Source organism: Mycobacterium sp. D16Q13 (assembly GCF_002013375.1).
Lineage (GTDB): Bacteria > Actinomycetota > Actinomycetes > Mycobacteriales > Mycobacteriaceae > Mycobacterium.
This window is the reverse complement of record NZ_MAEW01000011.1, coordinates 76992-103579: the sequence shown is the minus strand read 5'-3', so window position 1 is coordinate 103579 and position 26588 is coordinate 76992. Positions and strand designations below refer to the sequence as shown.

The following is a 26588-nucleotide window of genomic DNA, read 5'->3' as shown; positions in this document are numbered from 1 at the left end:
GGAATAGCAACGGCATATCCGCGCAGGCGGGTACGGATATGTGGTTATGCACCGTGATTGGCGCCACGTCGGTCTGGGGTGGTTAGGGCGGCGGATCTTTCTGTTTGGCGTCCTGGGACACGTGGATTCGGCCCCGCGAGGGTCGGCGGGTTGGTAGGTTGCGCTCTGAGCCGCCTGACGTCGAGAGCTTTATACATTCAACCCGGATTCTGAAGCATTCGAGGGCACTCTGGAACTTGGCTATCAGGTTGGGTACCCGTGGTCACTTGGTGTGGGCTTGAACTTCAACTACACGACCCCGAACACCTCAATCCTCTATAGCATTCCGAGTGTTTTCCCCAATGGAGGTCCGGAGGCCTCCTACGTTCAGACCACCAACCTGCTGCCTAGCGCGGGAATCAACGTCGATCTGGGCAACGGCCCCGGCATCGAAGAAGTTGCCACCTTCTCCGTCGCGGTCACCGGAGCGAAAGGTGCTGTGGCGGTGAGTAATGCGCACGGCACGGTCACCGGCGCGGCGGGCGGTGTGTTGCTGCGCCCTTACGCTCGGCTGATCAGCGCTGCCGGTGACAGCGTGACGACCTACGGCGAAACCTGGGACATGAAGTAGTTTGGGCGCAACAGATCTGATTGCTTTCGGACGTGCGTATCACACTGGGCCGCAAGAAATTTGAAAGTCTCCCAGTGAATTTGAAAGCCCGGAAGCGGGTTCGACCGAGCCGGACAGCAGGCACTTAGGGTTGAAATGGATGCGATTGAAGATCCTTGTGCACCCAGCGGCCAGTCATTAGCGTCAGTGGTTGCTTATGAGGTGAGCCGTAATGCTTTTCAGGTTTTATCGCGTAGCCGACGGACATCGCGCTCAACGCAGCCTACGCGGTTGGCGGCCACCGCGGCCGGTATCGACAGATCCAGTAGCACCGCCAACTCATCGGACGAGAACGCCGCCGAATTTGCTGGTTTCTGTCGGCTCGTGTGGTGATGGCGGCAGGACGGTTGACAGGATTGCCAGGAATAGCCCGGTGCAGTCGTTGAGCAGTTCGTCGCGGGTGGCACTGGTGGGGTTGGTGATCCAGTTAGTGAGGATTTCGGCGAACCCGCCAACGACGAATCGGGTGGCGGTCAGTAGCTGCTGTCGGTTGGTGCTGGGGTGAAGGTAGTCGCTGCCGAGGTCCGCGATCATGGTGGCGATGCGTTCGGCAACGTGGCTTCGGCGCTGAGCCAACGGTGGGCTGGCGAGGGCGAGGCTCAGCGCGACGCGGCCTTTCCGGGGATCGTCGGCGGCGAGGTCGATGGCGCATTTGAGGTTGGCGCGGACTTGCGTGGCGATGTCGGGCGGTGTGTGCGCCAGCGTGTCACGGCCGAGATCGATCAGTTCATCCATGATGCGGTCGTAAACGGCCACCGTGAATGCGTCGATATCGGAGAAGTTCTCGTAGAAGTATCGCGAGGGTAGGTCGGCGGATTCGCAGACCTTACGGACGGTGGTGGCCGCCAGCCCGTGGTTGCCGAGCAACTCAAGGCCGGCGTCGAGTAGCCGGGTGCGTCGTTCGGCGCGACGTTGGTCACCGGTTTTGCCGCCGTACACCCGGGCTTCGGTTGTCACCCGAATATCTTGACACACTTGTGCGCAGATAGTATATCTGTCTACAGTCGTGATCAGATGAAGGAGGCTCGAATGACCGACCTCATCAATGGAGGGTTCTGCCGAAGTTGGAACCAGCCGCCACCGAAGCAAACGCCATTAAGCTGTCACATCTGCTCTGCCGAACAGTGATGTCCGCGTTGCTATTTGAACAAGCCGCCCACGCGGAAGCGTCAGCCAGGCCGACTCTCATCGCAGTTCGACATGCCCGCCGCCACCATGTCGTTGACACGTCCTGGACCGACGGACGCATCGATTTCGAGGTGATGGCCACCATGCGGACTATGCGTTGACTGCCACGAATTTCGCATTGTAATCCGCCGGGACCGCTCGTGGCCTGCGACATCGCAACAGCCACAAACGAATCGAAACACCGACCATATTCGGCACAGCGCTCAAGGAGAGATGAAATATGACCGTTGCACAACAGGAAATTCAGCCCGGGTTCAATCCGGCGGCTGACTTCAATCCTGAGGACTACACCACGGGGATCGCCGCCTTCGTCAATGGAACGGCCAATGTGATCATGCAGTTAAGCCAGGCGCCTATCGGTTACGGGGTGATCGAAAGCCCCGTGCACAGCGGGAGCGTCATGTTGCACCCGATCAAACGGTTGCGGACGACGCTGAGTTACATAGCGGTTGCCATACTGGGCACCGACGAGGAACGGCGCGCATACCGCGACGCGGTCAACGTCTCACACCGACAGGTGAGGTCCGGGCCCCACAGCCCGGTGAAGTACAACGCATTCGACAAAAATCTGCAGCTGTGGGTCGCGGCGTGTCTCTACAAGGGCGTCGCCGACACCACCGCACTGCTATCTGGGCCGATTCGCGATGCGGACGCCGACGCTCTTTATCGACACTGCGCGCGACTGGGTACAACACTGCAGCTTCCGCCGGCCATGTGGCCGGCAGATCGTGCCGCCTTCGCGAGGTATTGGGACGAGAATCTCGCTCTCGCCTCAATCGATGACACAGTGCGCGCCTACTTCAACGCATTGATCGACCTAAAGATGCTGCCCCTGCCGTTGCGCTGGGTATTCGCGGGCAGCCACCGCTTCTTCGTCGCCGGGTTCCTGCCGCCGCAGCTGCGCGAGCAGATGCGAATGTCATGGACCGATTCTCAACAACGCCGATTTGAGAAGGTTATGCGCACCGCCGGCACGATACTCGGACGGTCACCCGCGATGATCCGGATGTTCCCGTTCAACTACTACCTATGGGACCTTCGCCGCAGGATCGCTCAAGGTAAACAACTTGTCTGATCACCAAGCCCATCTACCGCCGTCAGGCAAACGCAGGGCCGAGATAGGCTCTCCACAAAGGACTTTCATTCGGTAGGTCCACTGCTAATTCAGCGCGTTCATTAGCGGTAGCACCCTCATTGAAAGAGGTAGTACCTTGGGAAACATTGCACCATCCAGGAAAGCGTCGGAACCGCACATGCAATATCGCATACAGCTGTGGTGCGGAGCCGCGTTGAATATCTGCGGAGCACTCTACGCAGTCGGCCTCATTGTTGTTGCGCGGCTTCTGTTCCCGGTGCCCAACCCCAACGCTTCAGCAATCGAGATTGCCACCTTCTTCGCGCGGAACAGTGATCGCATCCGACTCGGTGCCCTCATCATGGTGATCGGCATAGGATTCTTCGCTCCGTGGGGCGCAATGCTCGTGGCCAGGACCAGGCTCCTGGAGGGCAGGCTCCCCATCTTCACGTACATGAGCGCAACAACCTTCGGGGCAACGCTACTGGCGACCTTCCTTGTTCCGGCCTGCTTTGCGATTGCCGCGTTCAGAACCTGGACCAGCCCTGAAATTCCGCAGATGCTGAACGACGCAGCCTGGTACCTCCTGCTTTACATCTGGCCGCTGTTCACTGTCTGGATATTCTCCTTCGGCATACCCATTCTCACCACTCCTCAACACCGGCAACTACATCCACGTTGGATCGGATACTTCAGCCTCCTTTGCGGAGCACTGTTCGGTACCTCATTCCTGGTCAATCACGTCAAAACCGGGCCATTCGCCTACAACGGATTCTTCGGTGTGTACGTCCCGGCAGCAGCACTCGGTCTCTGGGGAACGGTGATCAGCATTGAACTAATCCGCGTAGCACGGGCCGAACTGCATACAACGACGCCCGGTAGCCGATAAGAGCGGCAGTCTGCCGCACAACAGCACGATGCTTGCCGAAATCGAATCATGGCCCCGCTGACCATCAAGAGTGCCGCAGCGACACAGCATCCGGCAGCCGCCTCTGGGCTCCCGTCGTTGAGGAACATCCCGTTGGGCGCATCCTCGAGTGCGGAGTCGGTGCGGCAGATAGGGGCGCTCGAAGAGGTCTTCTCGCCGGGTGATGCCGACTGACCTCCATCTACTGCGGCCGGCCCACGGTAACAGTGGGTTTTCTTGTATCGGGGGTGTCGCAGGTGCGGCGGTCGTCGCTATGCGCCGTCCGCTGTCGCGCGTATCGGGCGCGAAAATGCGCGCAGCATGGCGGGGAAGGCCAGTCGTTCCAGCATGCGTGTCTCGGGCAGCTCGGGTTCAACATAGAACTGCGCGGCCACTCCTTCGCGCAGGGCGGTTGCGAGCCGTGCGATCAACTCGGTGTCGATGATCAGCTCGCGGTCGGCAATCGACATCAGTTCGTTGATGATGCCGGCCGCCTCGCGCCGTAGCCGAGCGTCATGCTCGGCCAGCGCCACCGCGGCGCCCGGATCCCGGATCGCGTAGAGCGTGAACTCCATGCTGATCAGGTACCAGCGGCGTTGTGCGGGGCCTTTGTCGTCGATAGCGCGGATGAATGTGCTGAGGGGATCGGGGCTCGTGCGGCATTCGTCCAGCGCCGCCCGCAGCTGAGCGATCAGTTGCTCACCGCTGGCGTCGAACAGGGTGAAGAAGAGCTCATCCTTGCCCGCGAAATTCGAGTAGAACGCGCCGCGCGTGAATCCTGCTGTCTCACAGATGTTCTCGATGCTGGCGCCATGGAATCCGCGGTCGGCGAACACATCGAGCGCCGCCTCCATCAGGCGCGCACGGGTCTGTTCGCGCCGGCGAGTCGAGCCAGTCGCCATGGGACGCCTTTCCGGTGGTGCGGACTGTAGGTCCATTTTCAATACAACTATGCATCATAAAGGTTGTCCGCGCGGAATGGTGAGCGAATCACCGAGACGTCGATGGGAAGGTTGACGATGGTCAGCCACCTGATTGATGTGGAAACAGGCGCTATTCACTGTGACACCCTCGTGTGCGGTTTCCCTTGACGGGTTTTCGGTGGCAGGGGTAGCTTGTGGTCAATAGATACAGAACTGTATTGAAAGGTGAGTACATGACCTCCGGAGACGTCGTGGTGGGCGAAGAGCTGTCCGCGTACCTGGTCGGTTCTGCCGATGTAGACCCGATGAGCCCGACACCCGCGGCGACGGTCGAGGAGGAGCGTGACCGCCGGCTGCGCGAGTTGGCGGCAGCGTTCCGGGTCTTCGGGGCGTTTGGCTTTTCCGAAGGGGTGGCCGGGCACATCACCGTTCGCGATCCGGAGTTCCCCGAGACGTTTTGGGTGAATCCCTTCGGCATGAATTTCCGGCACATCACAGTGTCCGATCTGATCCAGGTCGATCACGACGGCAATGTGATTACCGGCAGTCGCCCCGTGAACAGGGCGGCCTTCTGCATTCACTCCGAGGTCCACAAGGCCAGGCCCGATGTGATCGCCGCCGCGCACGCACACTCGATACATGGCAAGGCGTTCTCCTCGCTCGGGCAGCCGTTGTTACCCATCACGCAGGATGCGTGTGCCTTCTACCAGGACCACGCTGTGTACACCGACTATCGCGGTGTGGTTACGGACCTGGAAGAGGGCAAGGCGATCGGTGCTGCGCTTGGGCCGGCCAAGGCGGTGATCCTGCAGAATCACGGGCTGCTCACCGTGGGCCACTCGGTGGCGGAGGCCGCCTGGTGGTTCATCACGATGGAGCGTTCCTGCCAAGCTCAGCTCCTCGCCATGGCCGCCGGGGAACCCCGGACGATCGACCATGACACGGCCGTCTCGGTCTATAGCCAGATCGGCACCCCGGCTGCCGGATGGTTCCAGTTCCAGCCGCTGTGGGACGACGTGATCAGGACGGCCCCGGAGGCTCTTCGTTGAGGTCGGCGCTACCCGTATTCGAGGGTCGCCGCGGATGAGTACCACTGCCGAGCAGTCCAAGAGGCTGAGTGACACCGCGCTGACGGTCGATATGCACACCCACGGGCTCAGTATCGTGCCGCGATGGCTGCGCGCCTTGGGCGCCAAGACAATAGGTATGCCGTCCGAGCCGTTGTCGACATTGTCGACCGGCAAGGTAAATCTCGCGGTCGTCACCGCAGTCGGAGATGCGTTGCTGGGCACCGCATGGCGGTTCCGTTCTCCGTGGCACGGTGTCCAGAGCCAGCTGGCTCTGGCGCGTGCGGAGGCCTCGGCTGCGGGTATTGCCGTGGTCGACACGGTTGAGCAGATCGAAGGCGGCGACGCCGCAGCCGTCATGCTCGGCATCGAAGGCGCCGATGTTGTGGGTACGCAACCGGATCGGCTGATCGACCTTCATCGCGGGGGAGTGCGGGTGCTGGGTTTGGTCCATTACGCCGACAATGGCCTCGGAACGATCAGCACTTCGCTGTCCGGGGGCCGGGGCAGCAGGGCTGTGCGTGCCGGGCGCTACTCCTCGGGTCTGACCGCCCTCGGTAAAGAGGTTGTCACAGAGGCGAACCGGCTGGGCATGCTGATCGATCTTGCGCATGCCGACGCATCGACCACCGTGGCCGTATGCGATCAGACGTCGGCTCCGGTGGTCAGCTCGCACACCGGCGCGGCAGCGGTCCATGAGTTTGCGCGCTACATCAGCGACGCGGAGGCGCGCGCGATAGCCGCCACCGGCGGGCTGATCGGATTGTGGCCGATGAGGTTTCGCGGCGTGGGCATGCGCGACCTGGATGAGTTCGCCCGACACGCCTCGCATCTTGCGGGGCTGGTCGGTCCCGACCACCTATGCATCGGAACGGATATGAACGGCATACCCAGGTATGTCCCGGGGTTCGACGGTCCTACCGGATTCCCATCGTTGATCGACGCACTGTTGCGCACCGGCTTCGATGCTTCCGAGGCCACCGGGATTCTCGGAGGCAACGCCCTGCGCGTTCTGAAGCAGACCCTCCCGGCTCCACCGGGGAGCGCACGTACCACGTAACCAGCCAATTCAATGGGTAGTAAAGGAGTTCGGATGGCAAAGGTCCAGATAGAAACCGCTGTGGCACCGCATCCCGTCGGTGCCTACTCGCAGGCCGTGCGCATTGGTGACACTCTGCAGGTGTCGGGCCAAGCGGGGATCAACGCCCAGACCCATTCTTTGGCGGGCGATACCGTCTATGAGCAGACCATCCAGGCGCTGCGCAACGTCGAGGCGATCCTGCACGCTGGGGGCGCTGACCTCGGCGATGTGCTGATGCTCCGGGTATTCCTTCATGCCCCAGAAGGATTCGCCGAACTCAATAAGGCGTTCGAGGACACCATCAGCAGGCCCTACCCGGCGCGCACGACTCTTTTCGGCGGGCTGCCGCCCGGGTTGTTGGTGGAGATAGACGCGCTCGCGAAACTTTCCGGGACAGGGGAATAGTCATGCGCAGACCGCGCCTCTCTGCCGCGCAGAGCATTCAGGTTGGAGTTCAATGAAAATCGCCGTGGCCGGCGCCGGAAGCGTCGGCTGCTATGTGGGCGGCAGACTGCAGACCGCGGGCCATGACCTCGTGTACGTCGGTCGGGGGACCCTTGGTCAGTCGATCGCGGAGCACGGCCTCGCTCTGTCGGATTATCAGGGATGGTCGGCGACGATCCCTGGACACGATTGCGTGTTTTCCGAGGACATCGATGCGGTGCGCGCCGCCGACGTCGTGCTCGTGACCGTGAAGTCGGCCGCGACCCCGAAGATGGCGGAATCGCTGGCCGACAGGCTCCGCCCCGGAGCAGTGGTGGTCAGTCTGCAGAATGGGATCAGCAATCCGGCTCAGATATCGCGGTACGTCAAGCAGCACCGTGTGATCACCGGAATGGTCGGCTTCAACGTCGCACAGGTCGGGCCGGCGCACTTTCATCAGGGCACACAGGGAAAACTCTCGATCTCCGTCGGAGCAGAGTCCCTGGCGGACGCACTCACGGACAGCGGATTACCCGCTGCCGTGCGTGACGACATGCCAGCGGTCCAGTGGGGAAAGCTCGTGGTGAACCTCAACAATGCGGTGAACGCGCTCTCGGGCCTACCGTTGAAAGCCGAACTGGGAGAGCGGGAGTACCGCCTGGTGCTGGCCGCGGCCCAGCGGGAGGCCCTCAGCCTTCTGCGCCGTAACAACCAGCCGGTGGTCGGCCCTCTCGCGGCGCCCCTCGCACTCATGCCCTGGGTGCTCCGGATGCCCAACTCGGTGTTCGCCCTGCTGGCGCGACAGATGGTCGAGATCGACCCTCAGGCGCGTTCATCCATGCTCGACGACATCACCCGTGGCAGGCCGACCGAAATCGACTACATCAATGGCGAAGTCGTCAAGCTTGCCCAGAAACTCGGCACGAAGGCGCCCGTCAACGCCGCGCTCGTCAGCCTCGTCCGCGAGGCCAGCTCATCCGGTGACAAGAAGTGGTCGGGTTCGGAGCTGCGCCGAGAGGTCGAGCTTCGCAGCGCAGGAAGCCACGCCACGTGACGGCCGATCGAGTGACCTCCACGCGAACGCGTCGTGACCGCTCGATTAATTCCACTGCAACACATATGAACTAGCGAGTCGAGCAGTTCTATCTCTCAGTCTGTAGGGCTTGGATTGCGGGATGGTCGAGGTCGATTTCTCACTGTTGGACGTTCCGCGAACCGGGGCGGTGACAGATCCCGAGGCCTACCTGCGTGCCGCGATCAACTGGCATTTCGGGGAGGACACCGGGTCGGCGTTCTGGTTGCGTACCGCCCAGGCCCTGGACTTTCATCCGTTGACCGACGTGAATGTTTTCGACGACCTTCGGCTGTTCCCGAACCTGGTCAACGAGCTGCGCAACGCGCCCGTCGAGGACCTGATTCCGCGCGGCTATGGAACCCCGGCGCCGGTGCCCAGGATCTTCGAATCGGGCGGCACCACCGGCGCGCCCAAACGCACGGCGCAGCTGCCCGACTGGGTTGAACAGGTCACCCGCTGGCAGATCGAGGACTTCACCGCCGGCGGATTCGTGCCAGGTCAGGGCCTGCTGTTCCTCATGCCCAGCGGTCCGCACGGCGTCGGCCACTTCTCCCGCGCAGTCAGTGAGCGGCTCGGATCGGTGTTCTATCCGGTGGACCTGGATCCGCGGTGGGTCAAGAAGCTCGCTGCACGCAATGCCACCGCCGAGGTGTCGGGTTATGTCCAGCATGTTCTGGAGCAGGCACGGTTCGTTCTGCAGACCCAGCACGTGGCCAATCTGCACACCAGCCCGCCGCTGCTAGGCGCTATCGCCCGCGATGAGGCCATGGTGGACCTGGTGAACCAGAAGATCCGCTACATACTGATCAGCGGTGCCCACGTTGATCTGGACACCCTCGATCTACTTCGTGAAATCTTCCCGGCGGCCGCGATCACGATGGCGTTCGGCAGCACAATGATCCTGTCCCAGGCCAAGACTCGAGTCGACGGCGATGCCTTCGTCTTCGACCCCCGGACGCCCTACGTCGTCTTCTGGGTGATCGATCCCGCAACAGGCGAGTGCGTGCCCTACGGAGAGCGCGGTCAGGTGGTGATGAACCACATCAGCAAGGGCATGTTCATTCCGAACAACCTCGAACGCGACAGCGCGATCCGCATGCGCGGACCCGAGGGCCAGGTGGGCGATTCCGTCAGCGAGGTAGTTCCCGTGGCCACCTTCGGGGGCGAGCCGGTGATCGAGGGCGTCTACTGATCGTGATTGCACTTGATGCACTCGGCCCCGGCGGCGAGTACCGCACCCGCACCCACGAGGCGATCACCGATGTGACCGGGGCGCCGGTCGCCGAGTTGAGCATCGTGCCCCCGCTGTATGTGATCCGCAGCATTCGTGCGCAGCGCAATGTCAGGCCGCTTCCCGCCGATCTGCGTGAGGCCGCTCTGGCCAAGGCTGCCAACATCTTTGGCACCGCGGAGATCGGCGGTATGGGATTTGAGCAGTATGTCGACATGGTCAGTCGGGTATCGGGGCTGCCGATCGCGCTTGCGCGATTCAGTGCCCGTGGTGTCGCCGAAGCGGTGGATCGGGCGGTCGACGCGGTGGCACCGGCCCGGCCGGAGGGTGCGGCTCTGGACTGGCGCGACGAACGCACCAGACGGGGGAGCGCGGTGTGGGCGCGCCGCGGGGAGGTGCTTGCCGTGCACGCATCGGGGAACAGCCCCGGTGTTCACGGTGGGTGGGCGCAGGCCCTGGCCCTGGGATATCGGGTGGCGATCCGCCCGTCGCGGCGAGAACCCTTTACCGGACACCGACTCGTCAATGCAATGCGCCAGGCGGGATTTCGGCCCGAAGATGCGCTGTACCTGCCGACCGACCATGCGGGTGCCGCCGAGATCATCACCGCGGCCGACCTCGCCGTCGTCTACGGCGGACAAGACGTGGTCGACGCGTACGCCCATGACCCGACGGTGATGGTGAACGGACCGGGCCGCACCAAGATCCTGATCACCGCAGAACAGGACTGGCGTGATTACCTCGACGTCATCGTCGAGTCGATCAGCGGGCAGGGCGGCATGGCCTGCACCAACGCGACGGCCGTTCTCTACGAGGGCGATCCGCGACTGTTGGCAGAGGCGATCGCTGGCAGGCTCGCGACGATCGCGCCGCTGCCGATCGCCGACGAACGTGCCGCTCTGCCGGTCCAGCCTCTAGCCGCCGCCGGGCGCCTTGCCGAGCATCTGGCGGCGAAATCTCGGGGCGCCACACCGCTGCTGGGCGCCGCGCAGGTGGTGGCGGACCTCGGCGACGGCTCGGCCGCGCTGAGACCGGCCGTGCATCTGCTCGAACTACCCGACATCGACACGCTCAATACCGAGTTTGCCTTCCCGTGCGTGTGGATAGCACCCTGGTCGCGTGCCGACGGGCTTGCCCCGCTGCGGGATTCGCTGGTCATCAACACGATCACCGATGACGAGGGGCTGATCGATGATCTCCTCAACGAGCCGACGGTGGCGAACGTGTACAGCGGCGCACACCTCACCTCATATTCGGCACCCGATATCCCGCATGACGGTTTTCTCGCTGACTTTCTGATGCGCACCAAGGGCGTCATCAGAGGCTGAGCTCAGGGTTGTTGCGCCCAGGGGCCTTGACCACCGACCGACTCGATGCGGACGCGGGTCAAGTATCCATCCGGGGAGCCGGGCGGTGGGAAGTACTCATCGGAGCCGAGCAGGGCGACGGCCAGCCCCTTGAGTACCTCGAGTCCGCCTCCCTCGACCACTCGCGCGGAACCAGTGACGGACAGGTATTGGCGCTGCTGGCCGGGTTGGCTAGGGGCGAGGATGGTCAGGGCGACATGCGGATCGCGCCGGATGTTGCGCAGCTTCTTGTAGTTGCCCGACAGATGAGCGGACACCAGCTCGTCGCCCTCTGACGTGGACTGCAGGGCAACCCAGACGACGGACACCTGTGGGGTGCCGTCGGGGTTGATGGTGACGAGCGTGGCGTCAACGCCCGCTCCGATCAGAGCGCGGCCGGCATCGTTGAGTTCCATGTGTGATGTCTACCCCGTTGCGGCTGATTTCATTCCCGCAATGGAAGGACGCTCTGGCCCGGAAGCGCGATAGTCCCTGAGACGGGAGTGCCCGGCTGACAACGTTGTCAACCGGGCACGGCGCCGAAATATGTTATTGCAGAACGGTTGTGGTGTTCGTACCGAACGGAACCTGCGGGTTGGTGCCCAACGGGGTGCGCGGGTTGGCGCCCTCGTGGGTGGGCTCATGGAAGCCGCGGTCGTACAGATTGGTGCCGGGCTGGGTGCACGCTCCACCGACGCGCGGAGCGCCGCCGGCACACGCGGTGCGGCAGCTGTGGTTGTACGGCGTCTCGCCTGCGGAACACACCGGGAGATCAGCGGCCGCTACCGGGGCGAGGTACATCGCGGCGGAGGCGCCCAGGGTCCCGGCGAACAACGCGATGCGGATGGGCAGTGACACCATGAGGTTCAGGGCTCCTGACAAAGCATGAATCGAAGTTGAACCACAGGTTACCTATCATAACGATTCTAACGGACAGAATATTTGCTATGAGTTACCTGCATGCTTTGGTTTCGCGCGAAATACCAGCTGACACGCATGCTGCGCGACACGCCAGTGTAGCTATTAACAACCTCCAGCTAACCCGTAGGCTACCGGGGGAGGGTTATCTGGGCGATAGATACCTGCGCCGCGCTCAGAGCGCGCGCAGGTATCGCCGAGTTACCACTCGCTGTAGCTGCTCGACCACCAGGTTGCCCATCCGGACCCACCAGTACGACGGCTTCGAGAAGGCTGTGATCTCCACGGATACAACGTCATTGGATGGATCAAGGCGCACGATGAAGACCTCTTCGCCGGTTTCGGGGTGGCCCCGAAGCGTGCCGTATGCGAAACCGCGCCGATTCGGCTCGTCGACCACGTACACGATGCGGCACAACGCCCAGAACGGCCACAGGCGTGTTGCCACGTTGACACCCTCAGCGGCCTGGGGTGCGGAGGTCTGCACCGGCAGCCCGATCCCGCGTTGGATACCGAACCGCATCAGGCTTGCGGCGGCCTCCTCGAACCGCGCTCTGCCGCTCCCGAGCTGCTGTGATTCGCGCACGTGGTGGTATCCGGCGGGCAGCTCACCGGCCGTCGCGCCGATTTCGGAGTAGGTGAAAGGGAGCTGGCTCAGCTGGGCAATATCCACCCCAATAACGTAGGTGAGCATGACCACCGAGGAAGCAGTAACAGCGCATGAGGGAGGCGGGTTCAACCCGCCGGATCCCACCCTCAAGGGCGGCCCAGACTACGGCCGTTTCATCGACGCGCTGCGAACCCTGCAGGACCGCGCCCGTGCCGCCCTGCCACCCGATGAGATGGTCACCGCGCTGGCCAGCCAGCTGGACACCATGAACGAGCTGCTGGCCCCCTACGAGGTGTCGGAATGGGACTCGCCCTCGGGTCGGCGCACCGATCTCCCGCTGCGCGGGAACATCCTGCTGGTTCCGATGACAATCGACAGCTTTGATAACGGAGTGCTCAGGGGCACAGCAACTTTCGGTCGTTATCACCTGGGCCGAAACGGTGCCGTGCACGGCGGATGCCTCGGGCTGCTCTTCGACACCATTATCGGTACCGGCACGATGCTGCTGACTGATCTGCGTAAGTTGCGCACCGCGTACCTGAACATCAACTACCGCAAGGTCACGCCGATTGAGAAGGAGCTGCAGTACGACTGCACGCTGGACCGCGTGGAGGGGCGCAAGGTGTTCCTGACGAGCAGATTGCTCGACGGCGATGATGTGCTCGCTGAAGCCGACGCGCTTTTCGTCAAGCTCAATCCCGGCCAGCCGTGAACAAGGCCACCCGCAGGTGGGCCCGGTGGCGTGACACTGTGCGGGATCGGCCGGCGCTCGACATCGTCTACCGCGTGGTGGTCGCCGTCATCGGTCTGCTGGTGCTTGGTGTGGGCATCATCGCCATCCCGTATCCGGGACCCGGCTGGGCGATCGTGTTCCTCGGTCTGGCCATTCTCGCTACCGAATTCTCATGGGCTGCCAAACTTCTGCACGCAGTGAGGGTCCGGTATGACAGATTCATGGCCTGGTTCTCCACCCAGCCACAGTGGGTGCGGGGGATAGGGGTGCTGTTCACCGCGGCCTTGGTGTTGGTCACGCTGTGGGTACTCGGTGCGGTCGGTTGGGTCGCCGCGCTCGTCGGGATCGAAGCGCCCTGGCTGAAGAGCCCGCTAGGGATTGGCAGCTGACCTCTTCCGCATTCGGTCGATAACGTTCGCCCACATTACTTTTGAGCCCGCGACGAGCTCGGTGCCGGCGTCGCGTGCCGAGATCATGCCCTTCATCATCCGCATCGCGTCTGCCTTGTTGCGGGTGGAGGCCTTGTTCATGTGGCCCGTATTGAACGGCGGCTGCGGGTCGTACTCGATGCAGAGTTGGGTGGCCTCGGCGCGCGGCCGTCCGGCGATTTCGCCGACGAGCCATAGCCCAAGGTCGAGTCCTGCCGATACGCCTGCGGCGGTGACCACCTTGCCGTCGCGGACGATGCGTTTGTCGCGCTGAGCATTCGCGCCGAAGGTGGACAGCACCCGCTGTCCGGCCCAGCGGCAGGTGGCGTTCTTGCCTTGCAGGATTCCGGCGGCACCCAGAATGAGCGACCCGCTGCATACCGACGCGGTCCACGTCGTGGTCTGATGCGCTTGCTGGAGCCACGTGAGTACGCCCTCGTCGGCGGCGGTGCTCATCGTGGCCGGTATCGAACCTCCGACCAGGACGATGTCGGGTGCCGCGGTTTCTCCGAAGGAATGTGTCGCGCCGAGCGCCAGCACGCCACTGTCGGTCACTGCCGGGCCCGGCTCGTGCCAGACGAATCGAAGCCCGGCATCGGGTAGTCCCCGGAGCATTTCGTGCGGACCTATCGCGTCGAGCGCCGTCATGCCGGGGTACGCCAGGATCGCTATCTGCATGACTGCCATGGTTGTCGTGCGATCGCAGAAGCAGAAGTGGCCAGATAGCCAGTATCCGACGAGATATTGCCAGTCGGAGTTAGGCTGGCCGCATGCACTCCGTGTCATCGGGTCGTTCGGACAAGCCTCACTCCGTACCTTCGAGTCGTTCGGACAAGCCTCACTCCGTCGTCGTTCTTGCGCTTCCCGACACCATCGGCTTCGACCTGGCCACCGCCGTGGAGGTGTTCCGTCGCGTGCACCTCGCCGATGGCACCCGGCCCTACCGGGTGCGCGTGTGCGGGACCGCGCCAGTCGTCTCCGCCGGACCGTTTGGCATCGCGACAGATCTTGGGCTGGAGGCCTTTTCGGAGGCTGACACGATCGTGGTCCCGGCGCGCAATGACGTGACGGCACCCACGCCGGACGGTGTCATCGAGGCGCTGCAGGCCGCCTACCGGTGTGGAGTGCGCATCGCTTCCATCTGCGCAGGGGCGTTCACGCTTGCCGAGGCGGGAATTCTGGACGGCAAGCGGGCCACCACCCATTGGCTGGCGGCCGACCTGTTCCGGGAGATGTTCCCGGCGGTGCGCCTGGATGCCGATGTGCTGTACGTGGATGAGGGGCAGGTGCTCACCTCCGCCGGCGCCTCCGCAGGGCTCGATCTGTGCCTGCACATGGTCACGCGCGATCACGGCGCGGCGGTCGCTTCGGAGGCTGCGCGGGTGGCCGTGGCGCCGTTGCACCGCGACGGTGGCCAAGCGCAGTACGTCATCCGTAACCGTCAGCGCACCGAGGCCGGTCTCGGGGAGATCTTGGCCTGGATCGAGCACAACGCTCATCGCGAGCTGTCCCTGGAGGGCCTCGCGGCCCAGGCATCCACCAGTGTGCGCAGCCTCAACCGGCGGTTTCGTGCCGAAACGGGGCAGACGCCGATGCAATGGCTCACCGGTGTGCGGGTCCGTCATGCTCAACAGCTGCTGGAATGTTCCGCCGACTCGGTGGAGTGGATCGGGCGCGAGGTGGGGTTCGGTTCACCTGCGAATTTCCGGGAGCAGTTCCGCCGACTCACCGGGGTCTCCCCGTTGGCTTACCGGAATACGTTCCGGGCTCGATCGGCCTGAGTACGCGCAGCGCCCATCAGGCTGGGAAGTCGCTGGTGCGGACCGATAGCATGAGTTCGCAAACCCCCCGTCTCTGAATTGGAGAACTGCTGATGACTGCGCCCAACCCGTCTTCCCTTGTGGCCCCAATCCGGGTGCCGGCCGGGACGACGGCGGGGACCGCGGTACGCGAGGCAGGTCTGCCGGGCAAGGGCGACGACGCCATCGTCGTCGTGCGCGTGGACGGTGCGCTGAAGGACCTGTCCTGGACCCCGGAGGCCGATACGGACGTGGAGCCGGTCGCGGCCAATACCGAGGACGGTCGCAGCGTTATCCGGCACTCGGCCGCGCATGTGCTGGCACAGGCCGTGCAAGACCTGTTCCCGGAGGCCAAACTCGGTATCGGCCCGCCGATCACCGATGGCTTCTACTACGACTTCGGGATCGATCACGCCTTCACCCCCGAGGATCTGGCTGCCCTCGAGAAGAAGATGAAGCAGATCATCAAGGAGGGGCAACGCTTTTCGCGCCGGGTTTACGCTTCGGTGGAAGAGGCTCAGGCCGAGCTGGCCAATGAGCCGTTCAAGCTGGAGCTCGTCTCCGATAAGTCGGGCGCCGACGACCCTGAGGTCATGGAGGTCGGCGGCGACGAGCTGTCCGCGTACGACAACCTGAATCCCCGTACCGGGGAACGGGAATGGTTCGACCTGTGTCGCGGCCCGCACATTCCCACCACCAAGCACATCCCGGCGTTCCGGCTGACCCGCAGTTCGGCGGCCTACTGGCGCGGCAATCAGGCCAATGCCAGCATGCAGCGCGTCTACGGCACCGCCTGGGAATCCCAGGAAGCCCTCGACAAGCATCTCGAACTGCTGGAAGAGGCGCTGCGACGCGACCACCGCAAGCTCGGTGTGGAGCTCGACCTCTTCAGCTTCCCCGACGAAATCGGTTCTGGCCTTCCGGTTTTCCACCCCAAGGGTGGCATCATCCGCAAGGAGCTGGAGGACTACTCGCGCGCCAAGCACACGGCCGCCGGGTACGAATTCGTCAACACCCCGCACATCACCAAGGAGAACCTGTACCAGACCTCCGGACACCTGGACTGGTACTCCGACGGCATGTTCCCCCCGATGCACATCGACGCCGAGCTCAACGACGACGGCACCGTGCGCAAGCCGGGGCAGAACTACTACCTCAAGCCCATGAACTGCCCCATGCACCATCTGATCTACCGGGCTCGGGGCCGTTCATACCGTGAATTGCCGTTGCGGCTCTTCGAATTCGGATCGGTGTACCGGTACGAGAAATCCGGCGTGGTGCACGGCCTGACCCGTGTGCGCGGCATGACGCAGGACGACGCACATATCTACACCACCCGGGAGCAGATGCACGAAGAGCTGACCTCCCTGCTGCGGTTTGTGCTGGACCTGCTGTCCGACTACGGGCTCGACGACTTCTACCTGGAGCTGTCCACCAAGGACGAGACGAAGTTCGTTGGCTCCGACGAGGTCTGGGAAGAGTCCACCAAGACCTTGGAGCAGGTGGCGCGCGATTCCGGCCTGCAGCTCGTCCCCGACCCGGGTGGCGCGGCCTTCTACGGCCCCAAGATCTCGGTGCAGGCCAAGGACGCGCTGGGCAGGTCCTGGCAGATGTCGACCATCCAGCTCGACTTCAACATGCCCGAGCGGTTCGAGCTCGAGTACACCGCGGCTGACGGAACGCGTCAGCGCCCGGTACTCATTCACCGTGCGTTGTTCGGGTCCATCGAGCGCTTCTTCGGTGTGCTCACCGAGCACTACGCGGGCGCCTTCCCGGTCTGGCTGTCCCCAGTGCAGGCCGTCGGCATCCCGATCGCCGATGCCCACGCGCCGTACCTGAGCGACATTGTCGCGCAGCTCAGATCGCAGGGTATTCGGGCAGAGGTCGATACCAGCGATGACCGGATGAACAAGAAGATCGTCAACCACACCAATCAGCGGGTGCCGTTCCTGCTGCTGGCCGGTGACCGCGATGTGGAGGCGGGCGCTGTCAGCTTCCGATTCCGTGACCGCACGCAGGTCAACGGAGTGCCGCGCGATGAGGCCGTCGCCGCCATCGTCGACTGGGTGAACAGGCGCGAGAACGTTTCTCCCACTGCCGAACTCATGAAGTTGGGGACCCGTGACTGACGAGGACTCGACCATCATCGACCGGGGCGTGGGCGACCCTGACCATCTGCAGCGGCTGTGGACGCCGCACCGGATGACCTATCTGGTCGAGGCGGTGAAATCGAGTGGGGCGGAGTCCGCTCCGTTCACTGACATTCCCGAAATGGCCGATGAAGACGGGCTGGTGGTTGCGCGCGGGGACCATGTGTACGCCGTGCTCAATCTGTACCCGTACAACCCGGGCCATCTGATGGTGGTGCCCTACCGGCAGGTTGCCGAGCTCGAAGACCTCACCGAGGACGAGAGCCGGGAGCTGATGGCATTCACCCAGAAGGCGATTCGGGTGATCAAGAAGGTATCCCGTCCACATGGTTTCAACGTGGGGCTGAACCTGGGCACCGCAGCGGGCGGATCGCTGGCCGAGCATCTGCATCAGCATGTGGTGCCGCGCTGGGGTGGCGACGCCAATTTCATCACCATCATCGGCGACTCCAAGGTGCTGCCGCAGCTGTTGCGGGACACCCGCGAACTACTCGCCAGTGCCTGGGAGCAGTTGCCATGAGCGCCATCCTGTCCCGGGAGACGTTCGCGAAGATCATCAATCCGTTGGCCAACGCGGTGCTGCGTGCGGGATTCACCCCCGACACCGTCACCATCTTCGGGACGGCGGCGACGGTTGTCGCGGCGCTCACCTTGTTCCCGACGGGCCACCTGTTCTGGGGCGGCATCGCAGTCTGGCTGTTCACGATGTTCGACATGCTCGACGGGGCGATGGCACGGGCCCGCGGCGGTGGCACCCGGTTCGGTGCGGTGCTCGACGCGACATGTGATCGGGTGGCCGATGGTGCGATATTCGCCGGATTGCTCTGGTGGGCCGCATTCGGCTGGGGATCAACATCTTTGGTTGTTGCCACGCTGATCTGCATGATCACCTCACAGGTGATCTCGTATGTGAAGGCGCGGGCCGAGGCCTCCGGATTGCGGGCCGACGGCGGGCTGATCGAACGCCCCGAACGGCTCATCATCGTGCTCGCCGGAGCGATATTCGGCGGTGGTTTTGGAGTGCAGTGGCCGTTACATACCGCGATGTGGGTACTGGCGATCGCGAGCCTGGTGACAGTGGCCCAACGGATGCATGCGGTGCGCACATCTCCGGGTGCTTCTGATCTGTTGCCCAATTCCGATGCCGGACAGGACACCGCGGAGAAGAATCAGTCATGAGTGTGTGGGGCGAACGCGCTGCCGATTGGGGCTATGCCGCAGGCTGGAACCTGACTCAGGTGACACCGGATCTCCTCGCTCGAGCCATATTCGATGTCGGTGCCATGGTGGGTGCGCGCAACGGTGGGCCCGAGCAACTGCGCAAGAACCTCGCCCGGGTGCTCGGCGTGCATCCTCGCGAGGTGCCCGACCGGCTGATGATCGACTCGATGCGTTCCTACGCGCGCTACTGGCGCGAAGCGTTCCGCCTGCCTTCGCAGAACATGGAACGGCTTGCCGGCCGCCTGGACAGCTGCGCGTTCGGGCGCCGGAACATCGACGCATCCCAGGAGAACGGCAAGGGCACAGTGATCGCCCTGCCGCACAGTGGCAACTGGGACATGGCCGGTGTCTGGCTGGCCCAGACCTACGGCACTTTCACCACCGTCGCGGAGCGTCTGAAACCTGAATCGCTATACCGCCGATTCCTGGACTACCGGGAAACCCTTGGCTTCGAGGTGCTTGCTTCGAGTGGCGACTCCACCGGGCCCTACGAGACCCTGGCGGCGCGGCTGCGGGAAAACCGTGTCGTCTGCCTGATGGCCGATCGCGATCTGAGCCGCAACGGTGTTCCCGTCAACTTCTTCGGCGCGGAGGCCCGGATGCCCGCTGGGCCGGCCCGCCTGGCGATCGAGACCGGAGCGCGCCTGCTGCCGGCGCACTGCTGGTTCGAGCCACATGGTCAATGGGGAGTACGGATCCAGGAGCCCATCGACACCTCGGCAGGCGATGTCGCAGTGGCCACGCAGGCACTCGCCGACGAATTCGCCGCCAACATCGCCGAGCGCCCGGCGGACTGGCACATGCTGCAACCCCTGTGGCTCGACGATCTGTCCGAAGAACGCCGCACCCGGCTGCGGACGTCGCCATCTCAGACCCCTTCCGCGGCGGAGCCGGCGCCTGGTCGCGAGACGGAAATTGATGATCGGGCAGCCCCCAGGGAGACGGACTCCGTTGGTGGGCAGGCGTAATGCGCATCGGGATGGTCTGTCCGTACTCCTTTGATGTACCGGGCGGCGTCCAGTCCCATGTGGTGCAGTTGGCCGAGGTCATGAGGGATCGCGGCCACCATGTCAGTCTGCTCGCACCGTCCTCATCAGACCTGGAGCTGCCAGAGTTCGTGGTCTCCGGCGGCAAGGCAGTTCCGATTCCGTACAACGGCTCGGTGGCGCGGCTGCGATTTGGCCCGGCCACCTACGCCAAGACCAGACGCTGGCTGGTCGACGGCGACTTCGATGTGTTGCATCTGCATGAGCCGAACGCGCCGAGCCTGTCCATGTTGGCGCTCATGGTGGCGGAGGGTCCGATCGTCGCCACCTTTCACACTTCCACCACGAAGTCGTTGACTCTGAGCGTCTTTCAGGCGGTGCTGCGCCCTTGGCACGAGAAGATCGTCGGCCGGATCGCCGTCTCCGAGCTGGCCCGGCGCTGGCAGATGGAGGCGCTCGGCTCTGATGCGGTCGAGATTCCCAACGGCGTCGACGTCCGATCCTTTTCCGGCGCACCCATGCTGGAGGGCTATCCGAGAGCGGGCAAGACGGTGCTGTTCCTGGGCCGTTACGACGAGCCGCGTAAGGGTATGGACGTGTTGATGGGGGCTTTACCGAAGATCGCGGCCAGCTTCGCCGATGTGGAGATCTTGATCGTCGGCCGTGGAGATGAAGCCGAATTGCGCGCGCAGGCAGGACCGTTGGCGAAACATCTGCGGTTCCTCGGTCAGGTGGACGATGCCACCAAGGCCTCGGCGATGCACAGCGCCGACGTCTACTGCGCCCCCAACATCGGCGGCGAGAGTTTCGGCATCGTGTTGGTGGAGGCCATGGCGGCCGGGACTGCGGTGGTCGCCAGCTCGCTGGACGCCTTCCGCCGGGTGCTTCTGGACGGCTCGGCGGGCCGGTTGACGCCCACGGGTGATTCGGATGCCCTGGCGGCGACCATTATCGATGTGCTCGGCGACGATGAGGGCCGCGCGAAGCTGGTGGCGGCGGGTACCGACGCGGTCCAGCGATACGACTGGTCGGTGGTTGCGCAGCAGATCATGCTCGTCTACGAGACCGTGACCGCCTCCGGCGCGCGAGTAAAGGTCGACAGTTGGTGACCTTCTCGGCGCTGACCGTCATCGTCATCGCCCTCATCGGCGCGCTGGTCGCGCTGGGCCTGCTGTGGGCCTATCTCGTGGCCAATCGGTTGGACCGGCTGCATGTGCGTAGCGATTTGTCTTGGCAGTCCCTCGACGCCGCACTGGCGCGCCGCGCCGTCGTGGCGCGGGCGGTGGGCGACGCGCTCAAGGACGAACAACTCATCAAACTCGCGGCGAAGGCCGAGCGAGCTGATCGCGACCGGCGTGAGTACGCGGAGAACCAGCTGGCCTCGGCGCTATCCACCGTCGACGCGGAGCGGTTGCGCCCCGCGCTGGTGGCCGAGCTCGCTGATGCGGAGACGCGAGTGCTGATCGCGCGGCGCTTCCACAACGACGCCGTGCGCGACACCCTGGCTCTCCGGGTACGCCGTCCGGTGCGTTGGCTGCGTCTGGGCGGAACCGCGCCGATGCCAACGTATTTCGAAATCATCGACCGTCAGGGTGCGGGCACCGAGGATCCGGCACTGGCCAACTTCCGTACTTCGGCGCGGATCATCCTGCTGGACGAGGATGGCCGGGTGCTGCTGCTGCGCGGTTTCGATCCCGCCGCGCCGAGCCCCGCGGTGCACTGGTGGTTCACCGTTGGCGGCCAGACCTTGCCGGGGGAGAAGCTGTCCGACGGCGCGGTGCGCGAGCTGGTTGAGGAGACCGGCTTATCGGTTCCCTCTGGGCGCCTCGTGGGCCCGCTGTGGCGTCGGGTCGCCGTCTTCGACTTCAACGGCACCACCATTCGCTCCGAGGAATTGTTCTTCGTGCACCGCACCAAGAGGTTCGAACCGGCGACGGATGGTCGCACCAACCTGGAGCAGCGCTACATCACCGGCCACCGCTGGTGCGATGCCGAAGAGATCGCCGCGCTGACGGCCTCGGGGGAGCAGGTTTTCCCGAATCAGCTAGGAGAGCTGCTCGGGGAGGCCGCTAGCGCGGCCGATGCGGTGGCCACCGGCGGGCGCCGCGAGCCGATCCTGATCGGGTGAGCCCAGTCACCGCACCTCCCGCGACAAAATCGCTGGTGCGGCGGCATTAGACTGGTCTGAGAACCCGAACATCCAGGAGCCCCCAGTTGACTAGCACGACCAATGGAACGTCCCCCGAGACCGGAACCGGTACCGCTCGCGTCAAGCGCGGTATGGCCGAGATGCTCAAGGGTGGCGTCATCATGGACGTTGTCACCCCCGATCAGGCGAAGATCGCTGAAGACGCCGGAGCCGTTGCCGTCATGGCACTGGAGCGCGTCCCCGCCGACATCCGCGCCCAAGGTGGCGTGTCTCGCATGAGTGATCCGGACATGATCGACGGCATCATCAGCGCCGTCAGCGTGCCCGTCATGGCCAAGGCCCGCATCGGGCACTTTGTCGAGGCGCAGATCCTGCAGAGCCTGGGCGTGGACTACATCGACGAGTCGGAGGTGCTGACCCCCGCCGACTACACCAACCACATCGACAAGTGGAAGTTCACCGTGCCGTTCGTGTGCGGTGCCACCAACCTGGGCGAGGCGTTGCGCCGCATTACCGAGGGTGCGGCGATGATCCGCTCCAAGGGTGAGGCCGGCACCGGTGACGTGTCCAACGCGACCACGCACATGCGCAAGATCGGTGGCGAGATCCGTCGGCTCACCTCGCTGTCCGAGGACGAGTTGTACGTTGCTGCAAAGGAACTGCAGGCGCCCTATGAGCTGGTAGTCGAGGTGGCTCGCGCCGGCAAGCTTCCGGTCACGCTGTTCACCGCCGGCGGTATCGCCACTCCGGCGGACGCCGCGATGATGATGCAGCTGGGTGCCGAGGGTGTGTTCGTCGGCTCCGGAATCTTCAAGTCCGGCAACCCGGAGCAGCGGGCCGCTGCGATCGTGAAGGCCACCACCTTCTACGACGACCCGGACGTGCTCGCCAAGGTGTCGCGCGGTCTGGGTGAGGCAATGGTCGGCATCAACGTGGAGGACATCGCGCAGCCGCATCGGCTCGCCGAGCGCGGCTGGTAAAACCATCTGATGGCCGATATCGAAGAGATCCTGACGCTTGAGCAGCTCGAAAAGGACATCTTCCGAGGCAACGTGACTCCCAGCAGCCTGCGCCGTACCTTCGGCGGTCAGGTCGCTGGGCAGTCGTTGGTCTCGGCGGTTCGCACCGTGGAGCCACACTACCTTGTCCATTCCCTGCACGGGTACTTCCTGCGACCGGGAAATCCCAACGAGCCCACCGTGTTTCTCGTCGACCGGGTGCGTGACGGCCGTTCGTTCGTGACCCGTCGCGTTACCGCGATTCAGGGTGGGCAGGCAATCTTCAGCATGTCGGCGTCATTTCAGACTCTGGACACCGGCATCGAGCATCAGGATCTGATGCCACCGGTGCCCGCACCCGAGGACCTGCCGGATGTGCAGGACGAGGAGGGGTCGTTCAGTCACGATCTGTTCCGGCAGTTCGCCGAATGGGACATCCGGATCGTTCCCGACGAGCTGATGGACCGGAATCCTCGGCTGGCCGCGCAGCAGCGGGTGTGGTTCCGCTGCCGCAAGCACCTTCCCGACGACCCGGTCCTGCACATCTGTGCGCTCGCCTACATGAGCGACCTGACGCTGTTGAGTTCGTCCAAGGTGCCGCACCGGGACGCCGTGCTGCAGACCGCATCCCTGGATCATGCGCTGTGGTTCCTGCGGCCATTCCGCGCCGATGAATGGCTGCTGTACGACGAGACATCGCCGTCGGCGGGATACGGACGGGCGCTGACTCAGGGCCGGATCTTCGATCGCGAGGGCCGGATGGTCGCGGCGGTGGTGCAAGAGGGGCTTACCCGGTACGAGCGCAACCCGGACGAGGCGTCGATCGCCAAGGGGAACATGGCGTGAGCCCGCTGGTTGGCGTGCTGGCATTGCAGGGCGATGTCAGGGAACATGTTGCCGCCCTGAAAGATTCGGGTGCCGACGCGCTCGGCGTGCGTCGTGCCGAGGAGCTCTCGAAGGTGGACGGGCTGGTCATCCCCGGCGGGGAGTCCACCACGATGAGCAACTTGCTGCGCGTGTTCGAGCTGCTGGATCCGCTCTCCGAGCGTCTGCGGGACGGGCTGCCGGTCTATGGCTCGTGCGCAGGCATGATCCTGCTCGCCAGCGAGATACTCGACACCCGTCCGGATGCGGTGGCGCTCGGCGCCATCGATATGACGGTGCGGCGCAATGCTTTCGGGCGCCAGGTGGATTCGTTCGAGGGCGACTTGGATTTCACCGGGCTTGACGGCGGACTGCACGCGGTGTTCATCAGGGCACCGTGGGTGGAGCGGGTGGGCGCCGACGTCGAGGTGCTGGCCATTGCGCAGGGGCATCCGGTCGCGGTGCGGCAGGGGAGTGCGTTGGCGACGTCGTTTCACCCCGAAGTCACCGGGGACCGGCGGGTGCACCAGCTCTTTGTCGACATGGTGCGTGCTTCCTGATCGCGATGATGTGTGCCCGGCTACGAGCGACAAGCTAGTCCGGACTCGCCGCGGCGGGGTGATTTGTCGCTCAGAGGTGGGCACTAGCGGGTGATGCGTCCGGCAGGCCGGCGACATCTACGCGCTATGAATCACCAGCGCATCATGGGCATCGGCCGCAGCGGGTGCTTGAGCGTCCACTTTCCGGCCGTTCGCACCAAGAATCCGTGAAAACCGCCGTACGGCAAGGCCTCTACGACCTCGCGCACATCGGCGCGTTCCAGGCCGGTCCAGGCGTAGAACCCGTGGAAGGCGTCAATCCGGTCACCCAATCGAAAAGTCTCGACCCAGAGATCGTCCGCTGATCTGAGCTTGTGGTGATCGGCCACCATCGTTGTGGTGCGACTGGCATCGTCTATTCCGAACTCCGGTGCCAGCTGTTCGGCGAGGGCCACCGACGGATCGAGGTAGTCCCAAGTGCCGGCCGTCCAGATGCCGATATCGTGCGTGGCCCACGCCAACGCGATTTCGGGTGGCGCCGTCGTCATGCCGAGAAGACGCAGCTGGTAGTTCATGCCCCGATACAGATGATTGCGGTAATCGGTGAGGCTGTCACCGATGGTCGACGCGTACCGGTCCAGGACGGTGTCGACAATCGGGTCGGCTACCAGGACAGTCATGTGATTCACCCTAGGTGCGCGAGTACACTCGGGCAGCGCAGAAGTGCGACAGAACCTAGAGAAAGTAGTACAGGGGTACATGAGCGGCCATTCCAAGTGGGCCACCACCAAGCATCAGAAGGCCGTCAAAGACGCGCGCCGTGGCAAAGAGTTCGCCAAGCTGATCAAGAACATCGAGGTCGCCGCGCGTACCGGCGGCGGAGATCCGGCTGGCAACCCGACGCTCTATGACGCCATCCAGAAGGCCAAGAAGACGTCGGTGCCCAACGACAACATCGAGCGGGCCCGCAAGCGCGGCGCCGGCGAAGAGGCTGGCGGCGCCGACTGGCAGACCATCATGTACGAGGGCTATGGCCCCAATGGTGTTGCCGTGCTTGTCGAATGCTTGACCGATAACCGCAACCGCGCCGCCGGCGAGGTTCGGGTCGCGATGACCCGCAACGGTGGCAGCATGGCCGACCCGGGTTCGGTGTCCTACCTGTTCTCCCGCAAGGGCATGATCACCCTGGAAAAGGGCAGTCTGTCCGAGGACGACGTGCTCACGGCCGTCCTGGAGGCGGGCGCCGAAGAGGTCAACGACCTAGGCGAGACCTTCGAGGTCGTCTCCGAGCCCACCGACTTGGTCGCGGTCCGTCAGGCGCTGCAAGAGGCCGGGATCGACTACGACTCGGCCGAGGCCAGCTTCCAGCCATCGATGAGCGTGCCCGTCGACGTCGACACTGCCCGCAAGGTGTTCAAGCTGGTCGACGCACTGGAAGACAGCGACGACGTGCAGAACGTCTACACCAACGTGGACCTATCGGACGAGGTGCTGGCCGAGCTCGACGAGGGCTGACCGGCGGCCCATACGGCCAACGTCACCACTGCGGTGGTGACCAGTACGGCACCGATGGTGTCGGTGAGGTAGTGATACCCACAGGCGACTTGGCCTAGCAGCCCGAGCGTGCTGACAATCCCGGCCACGATGTACGCCCATAGGGCTCCACCGGCGACCAGCACCAGCATCCCCATCACGGCGACCACGAAGGTGGTGTGGCCGCTGGGGTAGGCGAGATAGCCGCCCTTCTCGCGGCCGACGAGCATCTTGGTGCCCTGAGTGGTCCAATTCGCCACGAACGGGCAGGCCAGCGCCACCGCAGCGACCCGCCAACGCCGCCGATACAGCTCGAACGCGACGCACACCACGAGCACCGGAACGAGAAACACCCAGTCGGTGAAGAACAGCAGCCAGCGTGGCTGCACTCCGAATACGAGCTGCGTCCCGTGGAAAAACCAGACGTCAAAGGGCGTTGAGCCCTTACCGACGGAGAACCCGAGCACCAGCATCGCGAGGACGCCAAGGGGCGGCCACCACTGAATCGTCTTTTCGCTGGGCAGTTTTCCGACAGACACGCCGACGACAGTAATAGGCCGAGGACTTCGACTTCGAATCGCGCTGGATGGCGGGAATCAAACGCCAGGAAGCGGCGTTACTGTGATGTCAACGACTGTTGGTCAACAAGTGTTGACAGCAATGTCAACTGGGCGTACATCTAGGACATCCACGAA

The 26588-nt window shown here is 64.0% G+C and carries 30 protein-coding genes and 1 pseudogene; 23 read left to right on the top strand and 8 right to left on the bottom strand.

Annotated elements, in window-relative coordinates; translation table 11 throughout:
• Window positions 1-208: 208 nt before the first annotated feature.
• Window positions 209-610, top strand: a pseudogene (locus tag B4400_RS13510) (MspA family porin); the annotation flags it as partial.
• Window positions 611-928: 318 nt separating this feature from the next.
• Here the strand turns inward: B4400_RS13510 and B4400_RS13505 are convergent.
• Window positions 929-1606: a TetR/AcrR family transcriptional regulator gene (locus B4400_RS13505; RefSeq protein WP_170914999.1), complete on the bottom strand. Its 678-nt coding sequence runs from the start codon at window positions 1604-1606 to the stop codon at window positions 929-931.
• Window positions 1607-2057: 451 nt separating this feature from the next.
• Here B4400_RS13505 and B4400_RS13500 point away from each other — a divergent pair, with 451 nt between their 5' ends.
• The 3 genes from B4400_RS13500 (at window position 2058) to B4400_RS24670 (ending at window position 4014) form a co-directional block, all read left to right on the top strand.
• Window positions 2058-2912: an oxygenase MpaB family protein gene (locus B4400_RS13500; protein WP_078310823.1), complete on the top strand. Its 855-nt coding sequence runs from the start codon at window positions 2058-2060 to the stop codon at window positions 2910-2912.
• Window positions 2913-3090: 178 nt separating this feature from the next.
• Entirely contained in the window at window positions 3091-3801 is a 711-nt protein-coding gene (locus B4400_RS13495) for a hypothetical protein (protein WP_078310822.1), read from the top strand.
• Window positions 3802-3849: 48 nt separating this feature from the next.
• Window positions 3850-4014, top strand: coding sequence for a hypothetical protein (locus B4400_RS24670; protein ID WP_170914998.1), 165 nt, complete (start codon window positions 3850-3852; stop codon window positions 4012-4014).
• A gap of 77 nt (window positions 4015-4091) precedes the next feature.
• On the opposite strand, the gene B4400_RS13490 is transcribed toward B4400_RS24670, so the two are convergent.
• The gene (locus tag B4400_RS13490; RefSeq protein ID WP_078310821.1) at window positions 4092-4721 is read right to left on the bottom strand and encodes a TetR/AcrR family transcriptional regulator; all 630 of its coding nucleotides are present in this window, start codon (window positions 4719-4721) and stop codon (window positions 4092-4094) included.
• Between the two features lie 254 nt (window positions 4722-4975).
• On the opposite strand from B4400_RS13490, the gene B4400_RS13485 reads away from it, so the two are divergent.
• The 6 genes from B4400_RS13485 to B4400_RS13460 all read left to right on the top strand — a co-directional run bounded on the left by B4400_RS13485 (window position 4976) and on the right by B4400_RS13460 (window position 10947).
• Window positions 4976-5791: a class II aldolase/adducin family protein gene (locus tag B4400_RS13485; RefSeq protein WP_078310820.1), complete on the top strand. Its 816-nt coding sequence runs from the start codon at window positions 4976-4978 to the stop codon at window positions 5789-5791.
• A gap of 34 nt (window positions 5792-5825) precedes the next feature.
• Window positions 5826-6869, top strand: a complete 1044-nt coding sequence (locus B4400_RS13480) for a dipeptidase (RefSeq protein ID WP_078310819.1) — start codon at window positions 5826-5828, stop codon at window positions 6867-6869.
• 33 nt (window positions 6870-6902) lie between these two features.
• Window positions 6903-7295: a RidA family protein gene (locus tag B4400_RS13475; RefSeq protein WP_078310818.1), complete on the top strand. Its 393-nt coding sequence runs from the start codon at window positions 6903-6905 to the stop codon at window positions 7293-7295.
• Between the two features lie 52 nt (window positions 7296-7347).
• Window positions 7348-8367 carry a 2-dehydropantoate 2-reductase gene (locus tag B4400_RS13470; RefSeq protein ID WP_078310817.1) on the top strand — a complete coding sequence of 340 codons (1020 nt, stop codon included), beginning with the start codon at window positions 7348-7350 and terminating at the stop codon, window positions 8365-8367.
• A gap of 121 nt (window positions 8368-8488) precedes the next feature.
• Entirely contained in the window at window positions 8489-9580 is a 1092-nt protein-coding gene (locus B4400_RS13465) for a phenylacetate--CoA ligase family protein (RefSeq protein ID WP_078310816.1), read from the top strand.
• Between the two features lie 2 nt (window positions 9581-9582).
• Window positions 9583-10947: an aldehyde dehydrogenase family protein gene (locus B4400_RS13460; RefSeq protein ID WP_078310815.1), complete on the top strand. Its 1365-nt coding sequence runs from the start codon at window positions 9583-9585 to the stop codon at window positions 10945-10947.
• Window positions 10948-10949: 2 nt separating this feature from the next.
• Here B4400_RS13460 and B4400_RS13455 read toward each other — a convergent pair whose 3' ends face one another.
• The 3 genes from B4400_RS13455 to B4400_RS13445 all read right to left on the bottom strand — a co-directional run bounded on the left by B4400_RS13455 (window position 10950) and on the right by B4400_RS13445 (window position 12556).
• Window positions 10950-11381 carry a PPOX class F420-dependent oxidoreductase gene (locus B4400_RS13455; RefSeq protein WP_078310814.1) on the bottom strand — a complete coding sequence of 144 codons (432 nt, stop codon included), beginning with the start codon at window positions 11379-11381 and terminating at the stop codon, window positions 10950-10952.
• Between the two features lie 133 nt (window positions 11382-11514).
• Window positions 11515-11826 carry a hypothetical protein gene (locus B4400_RS13450; RefSeq protein ID WP_078310812.1) on the bottom strand — a complete coding sequence of 104 codons (312 nt, stop codon included), beginning with the start codon at window positions 11824-11826 and terminating at the stop codon, window positions 11515-11517.
• Window positions 11827-12058: 232 nt separating this feature from the next.
• Complete coding sequence (locus B4400_RS13445) at window positions 12059-12556, bottom strand: DUF1990 domain-containing protein (RefSeq protein WP_078310889.1); 498 nt, start codon at window positions 12554-12556, stop codon at window positions 12059-12061.
• Between the two features lie 19 nt (window positions 12557-12575).
• On the opposite strand from B4400_RS13445, the gene B4400_RS13440 reads away from it, so the two are divergent.
• Window positions 12576-13205, top strand: coding sequence for a PaaI family thioesterase (locus B4400_RS13440; RefSeq protein ID WP_078310810.1), 630 nt, complete (start codon window positions 12576-12578; stop codon window positions 13203-13205).
• Window positions 13202-13615 carry a TIGR02611 family protein gene (locus B4400_RS13435; RefSeq protein ID WP_078310808.1) on the top strand — a complete coding sequence of 138 codons (414 nt, stop codon included), beginning with the start codon at window positions 13202-13204 and terminating at the stop codon, window positions 13613-13615. The genes B4400_RS13440 and B4400_RS13435 overlap by 4 nt, the downstream gene beginning before the upstream one ends.
• On the opposite strand, the gene B4400_RS13430 is transcribed toward B4400_RS13435, so the two are convergent.
• Complete coding sequence (locus tag B4400_RS13430; protein WP_078310888.1) at window positions 13598-14332, bottom strand: DJ-1/PfpI family protein; 735 nt, start codon at window positions 14330-14332, stop codon at window positions 13598-13600. The genes B4400_RS13435 and B4400_RS13430 overlap by 18 nt on opposite strands.
• A gap of 92 nt (window positions 14333-14424) precedes the next feature.
• Between B4400_RS13430 and B4400_RS13425 the strand changes: the two genes are divergently transcribed.
• The 10 genes from B4400_RS13425 to pdxT all read left to right on the top strand — a co-directional run bounded on the left by B4400_RS13425 (window position 14425) and on the right by pdxT (window position 24381).
• Window positions 14425-15435, top strand: a complete 1011-nt coding sequence (locus B4400_RS13425; protein ID WP_139360231.1) for a GlxA family transcriptional regulator — start codon at window positions 14425-14427, stop codon at window positions 15433-15435.
• A gap of 92 nt (window positions 15436-15527) precedes the next feature.
• Window positions 15528-17582, top strand: coding sequence for a threonine--tRNA ligase (gene thrS / locus B4400_RS13420; RefSeq protein ID WP_078310806.1), 2055 nt, complete (start codon window positions 15528-15530; stop codon window positions 17580-17582).
• Window positions 17575-18123, top strand: a complete 549-nt coding sequence (locus tag B4400_RS13415) for an ATP adenylyltransferase (RefSeq protein WP_078310803.1) — start codon at window positions 17575-17577, stop codon at window positions 18121-18123. Before thrS ends, B4400_RS13415 begins: the two co-directional genes overlap by 8 nt.
• The gene (gene pgsA, locus B4400_RS13410) at window positions 18120-18782 is read left to right on the top strand and encodes a phosphatidylinositol phosphate synthase (RefSeq protein WP_078310800.1); all 663 of its coding nucleotides are present in this window, start codon (window positions 18120-18122) and stop codon (window positions 18780-18782) included. Before B4400_RS13415 ends, pgsA begins: the two co-directional genes overlap by 4 nt.
• On the top strand, window positions 18779-19792 hold the full coding sequence (locus B4400_RS13405) for a phosphatidylinositol mannoside acyltransferase (protein WP_078310798.1): 1014 nt from the start codon (window positions 18779-18781) through the stop codon (window positions 19790-19792). The genes pgsA and B4400_RS13405 overlap by 4 nt, the downstream gene beginning before the upstream one ends.
• A complete protein-coding gene (locus tag B4400_RS13400; protein WP_078310796.1) occupies window positions 19792-20919 on the top strand; it encodes a glycosyltransferase family 4 protein in 1128 nt (375 codons plus the stop codon). The genes B4400_RS13405 and B4400_RS13400 overlap by 1 nt, the downstream gene beginning before the upstream one ends.
• Entirely contained in the window at window positions 20916-21938 is a 1023-nt protein-coding gene (locus tag B4400_RS13395; protein ID WP_078310794.1) for an NUDIX hydrolase, read from the top strand. Before B4400_RS13400 ends, B4400_RS13395 begins: the two co-directional genes overlap by 4 nt.
• Before the next feature lie 86 nt (window positions 21939-22024).
• Window positions 22025-22939 carry a pyridoxal 5'-phosphate synthase lyase subunit PdxS gene (pdxS, locus tag B4400_RS13390; RefSeq protein WP_078310791.1) on the top strand — a complete coding sequence of 305 codons (915 nt, stop codon included), beginning with the start codon at window positions 22025-22027 and terminating at the stop codon, window positions 22937-22939.
• A 9-nt stretch (window positions 22940-22948) separates the two neighbouring features.
• Window positions 22949-23803: an acyl-CoA thioesterase gene (locus tag B4400_RS13385; protein ID WP_078310788.1), complete on the top strand. Its 855-nt coding sequence runs from the start codon at window positions 22949-22951 to the stop codon at window positions 23801-23803.
• Window positions 23800-24381, top strand: coding sequence for a pyridoxal 5'-phosphate synthase glutaminase subunit PdxT (pdxT, locus tag B4400_RS13380; protein ID WP_078310785.1), 582 nt, complete (start codon window positions 23800-23802; stop codon window positions 24379-24381). The genes B4400_RS13385 and pdxT overlap by 4 nt, the downstream gene beginning before the upstream one ends.
• 131 nt (window positions 24382-24512) lie before the next feature.
• Here the strand turns inward: pdxT and B4400_RS13375 are convergent, their stop codons facing one another.
• The gene (locus B4400_RS13375) at window positions 24513-25040 is read right to left on the bottom strand and encodes a hypothetical protein (RefSeq protein ID WP_078310781.1); all 528 of its coding nucleotides are present in this window, start codon (window positions 25038-25040) and stop codon (window positions 24513-24515) included.
• Between the two features lie 79 nt (window positions 25041-25119).
• Between B4400_RS13375 and B4400_RS13370 the strand changes: the two genes are divergently transcribed.
• Entirely contained in the window at window positions 25120-25875 is a 756-nt protein-coding gene (locus B4400_RS13370) for a YebC/PmpR family DNA-binding transcriptional regulator (protein WP_078310775.1), read from the top strand.
• On the opposite strand, the gene B4400_RS13365 is transcribed toward B4400_RS13370, so the two are convergent.
• Entirely contained in the window at window positions 25821-26432 is a 612-nt protein-coding gene (locus B4400_RS13365) for a phosphatase PAP2 family protein (protein WP_139360232.1), read from the bottom strand. The genes B4400_RS13370 and B4400_RS13365 overlap by 55 nt on opposite strands.
• Window positions 26433-26588 lie beyond the last annotated feature (156 nt).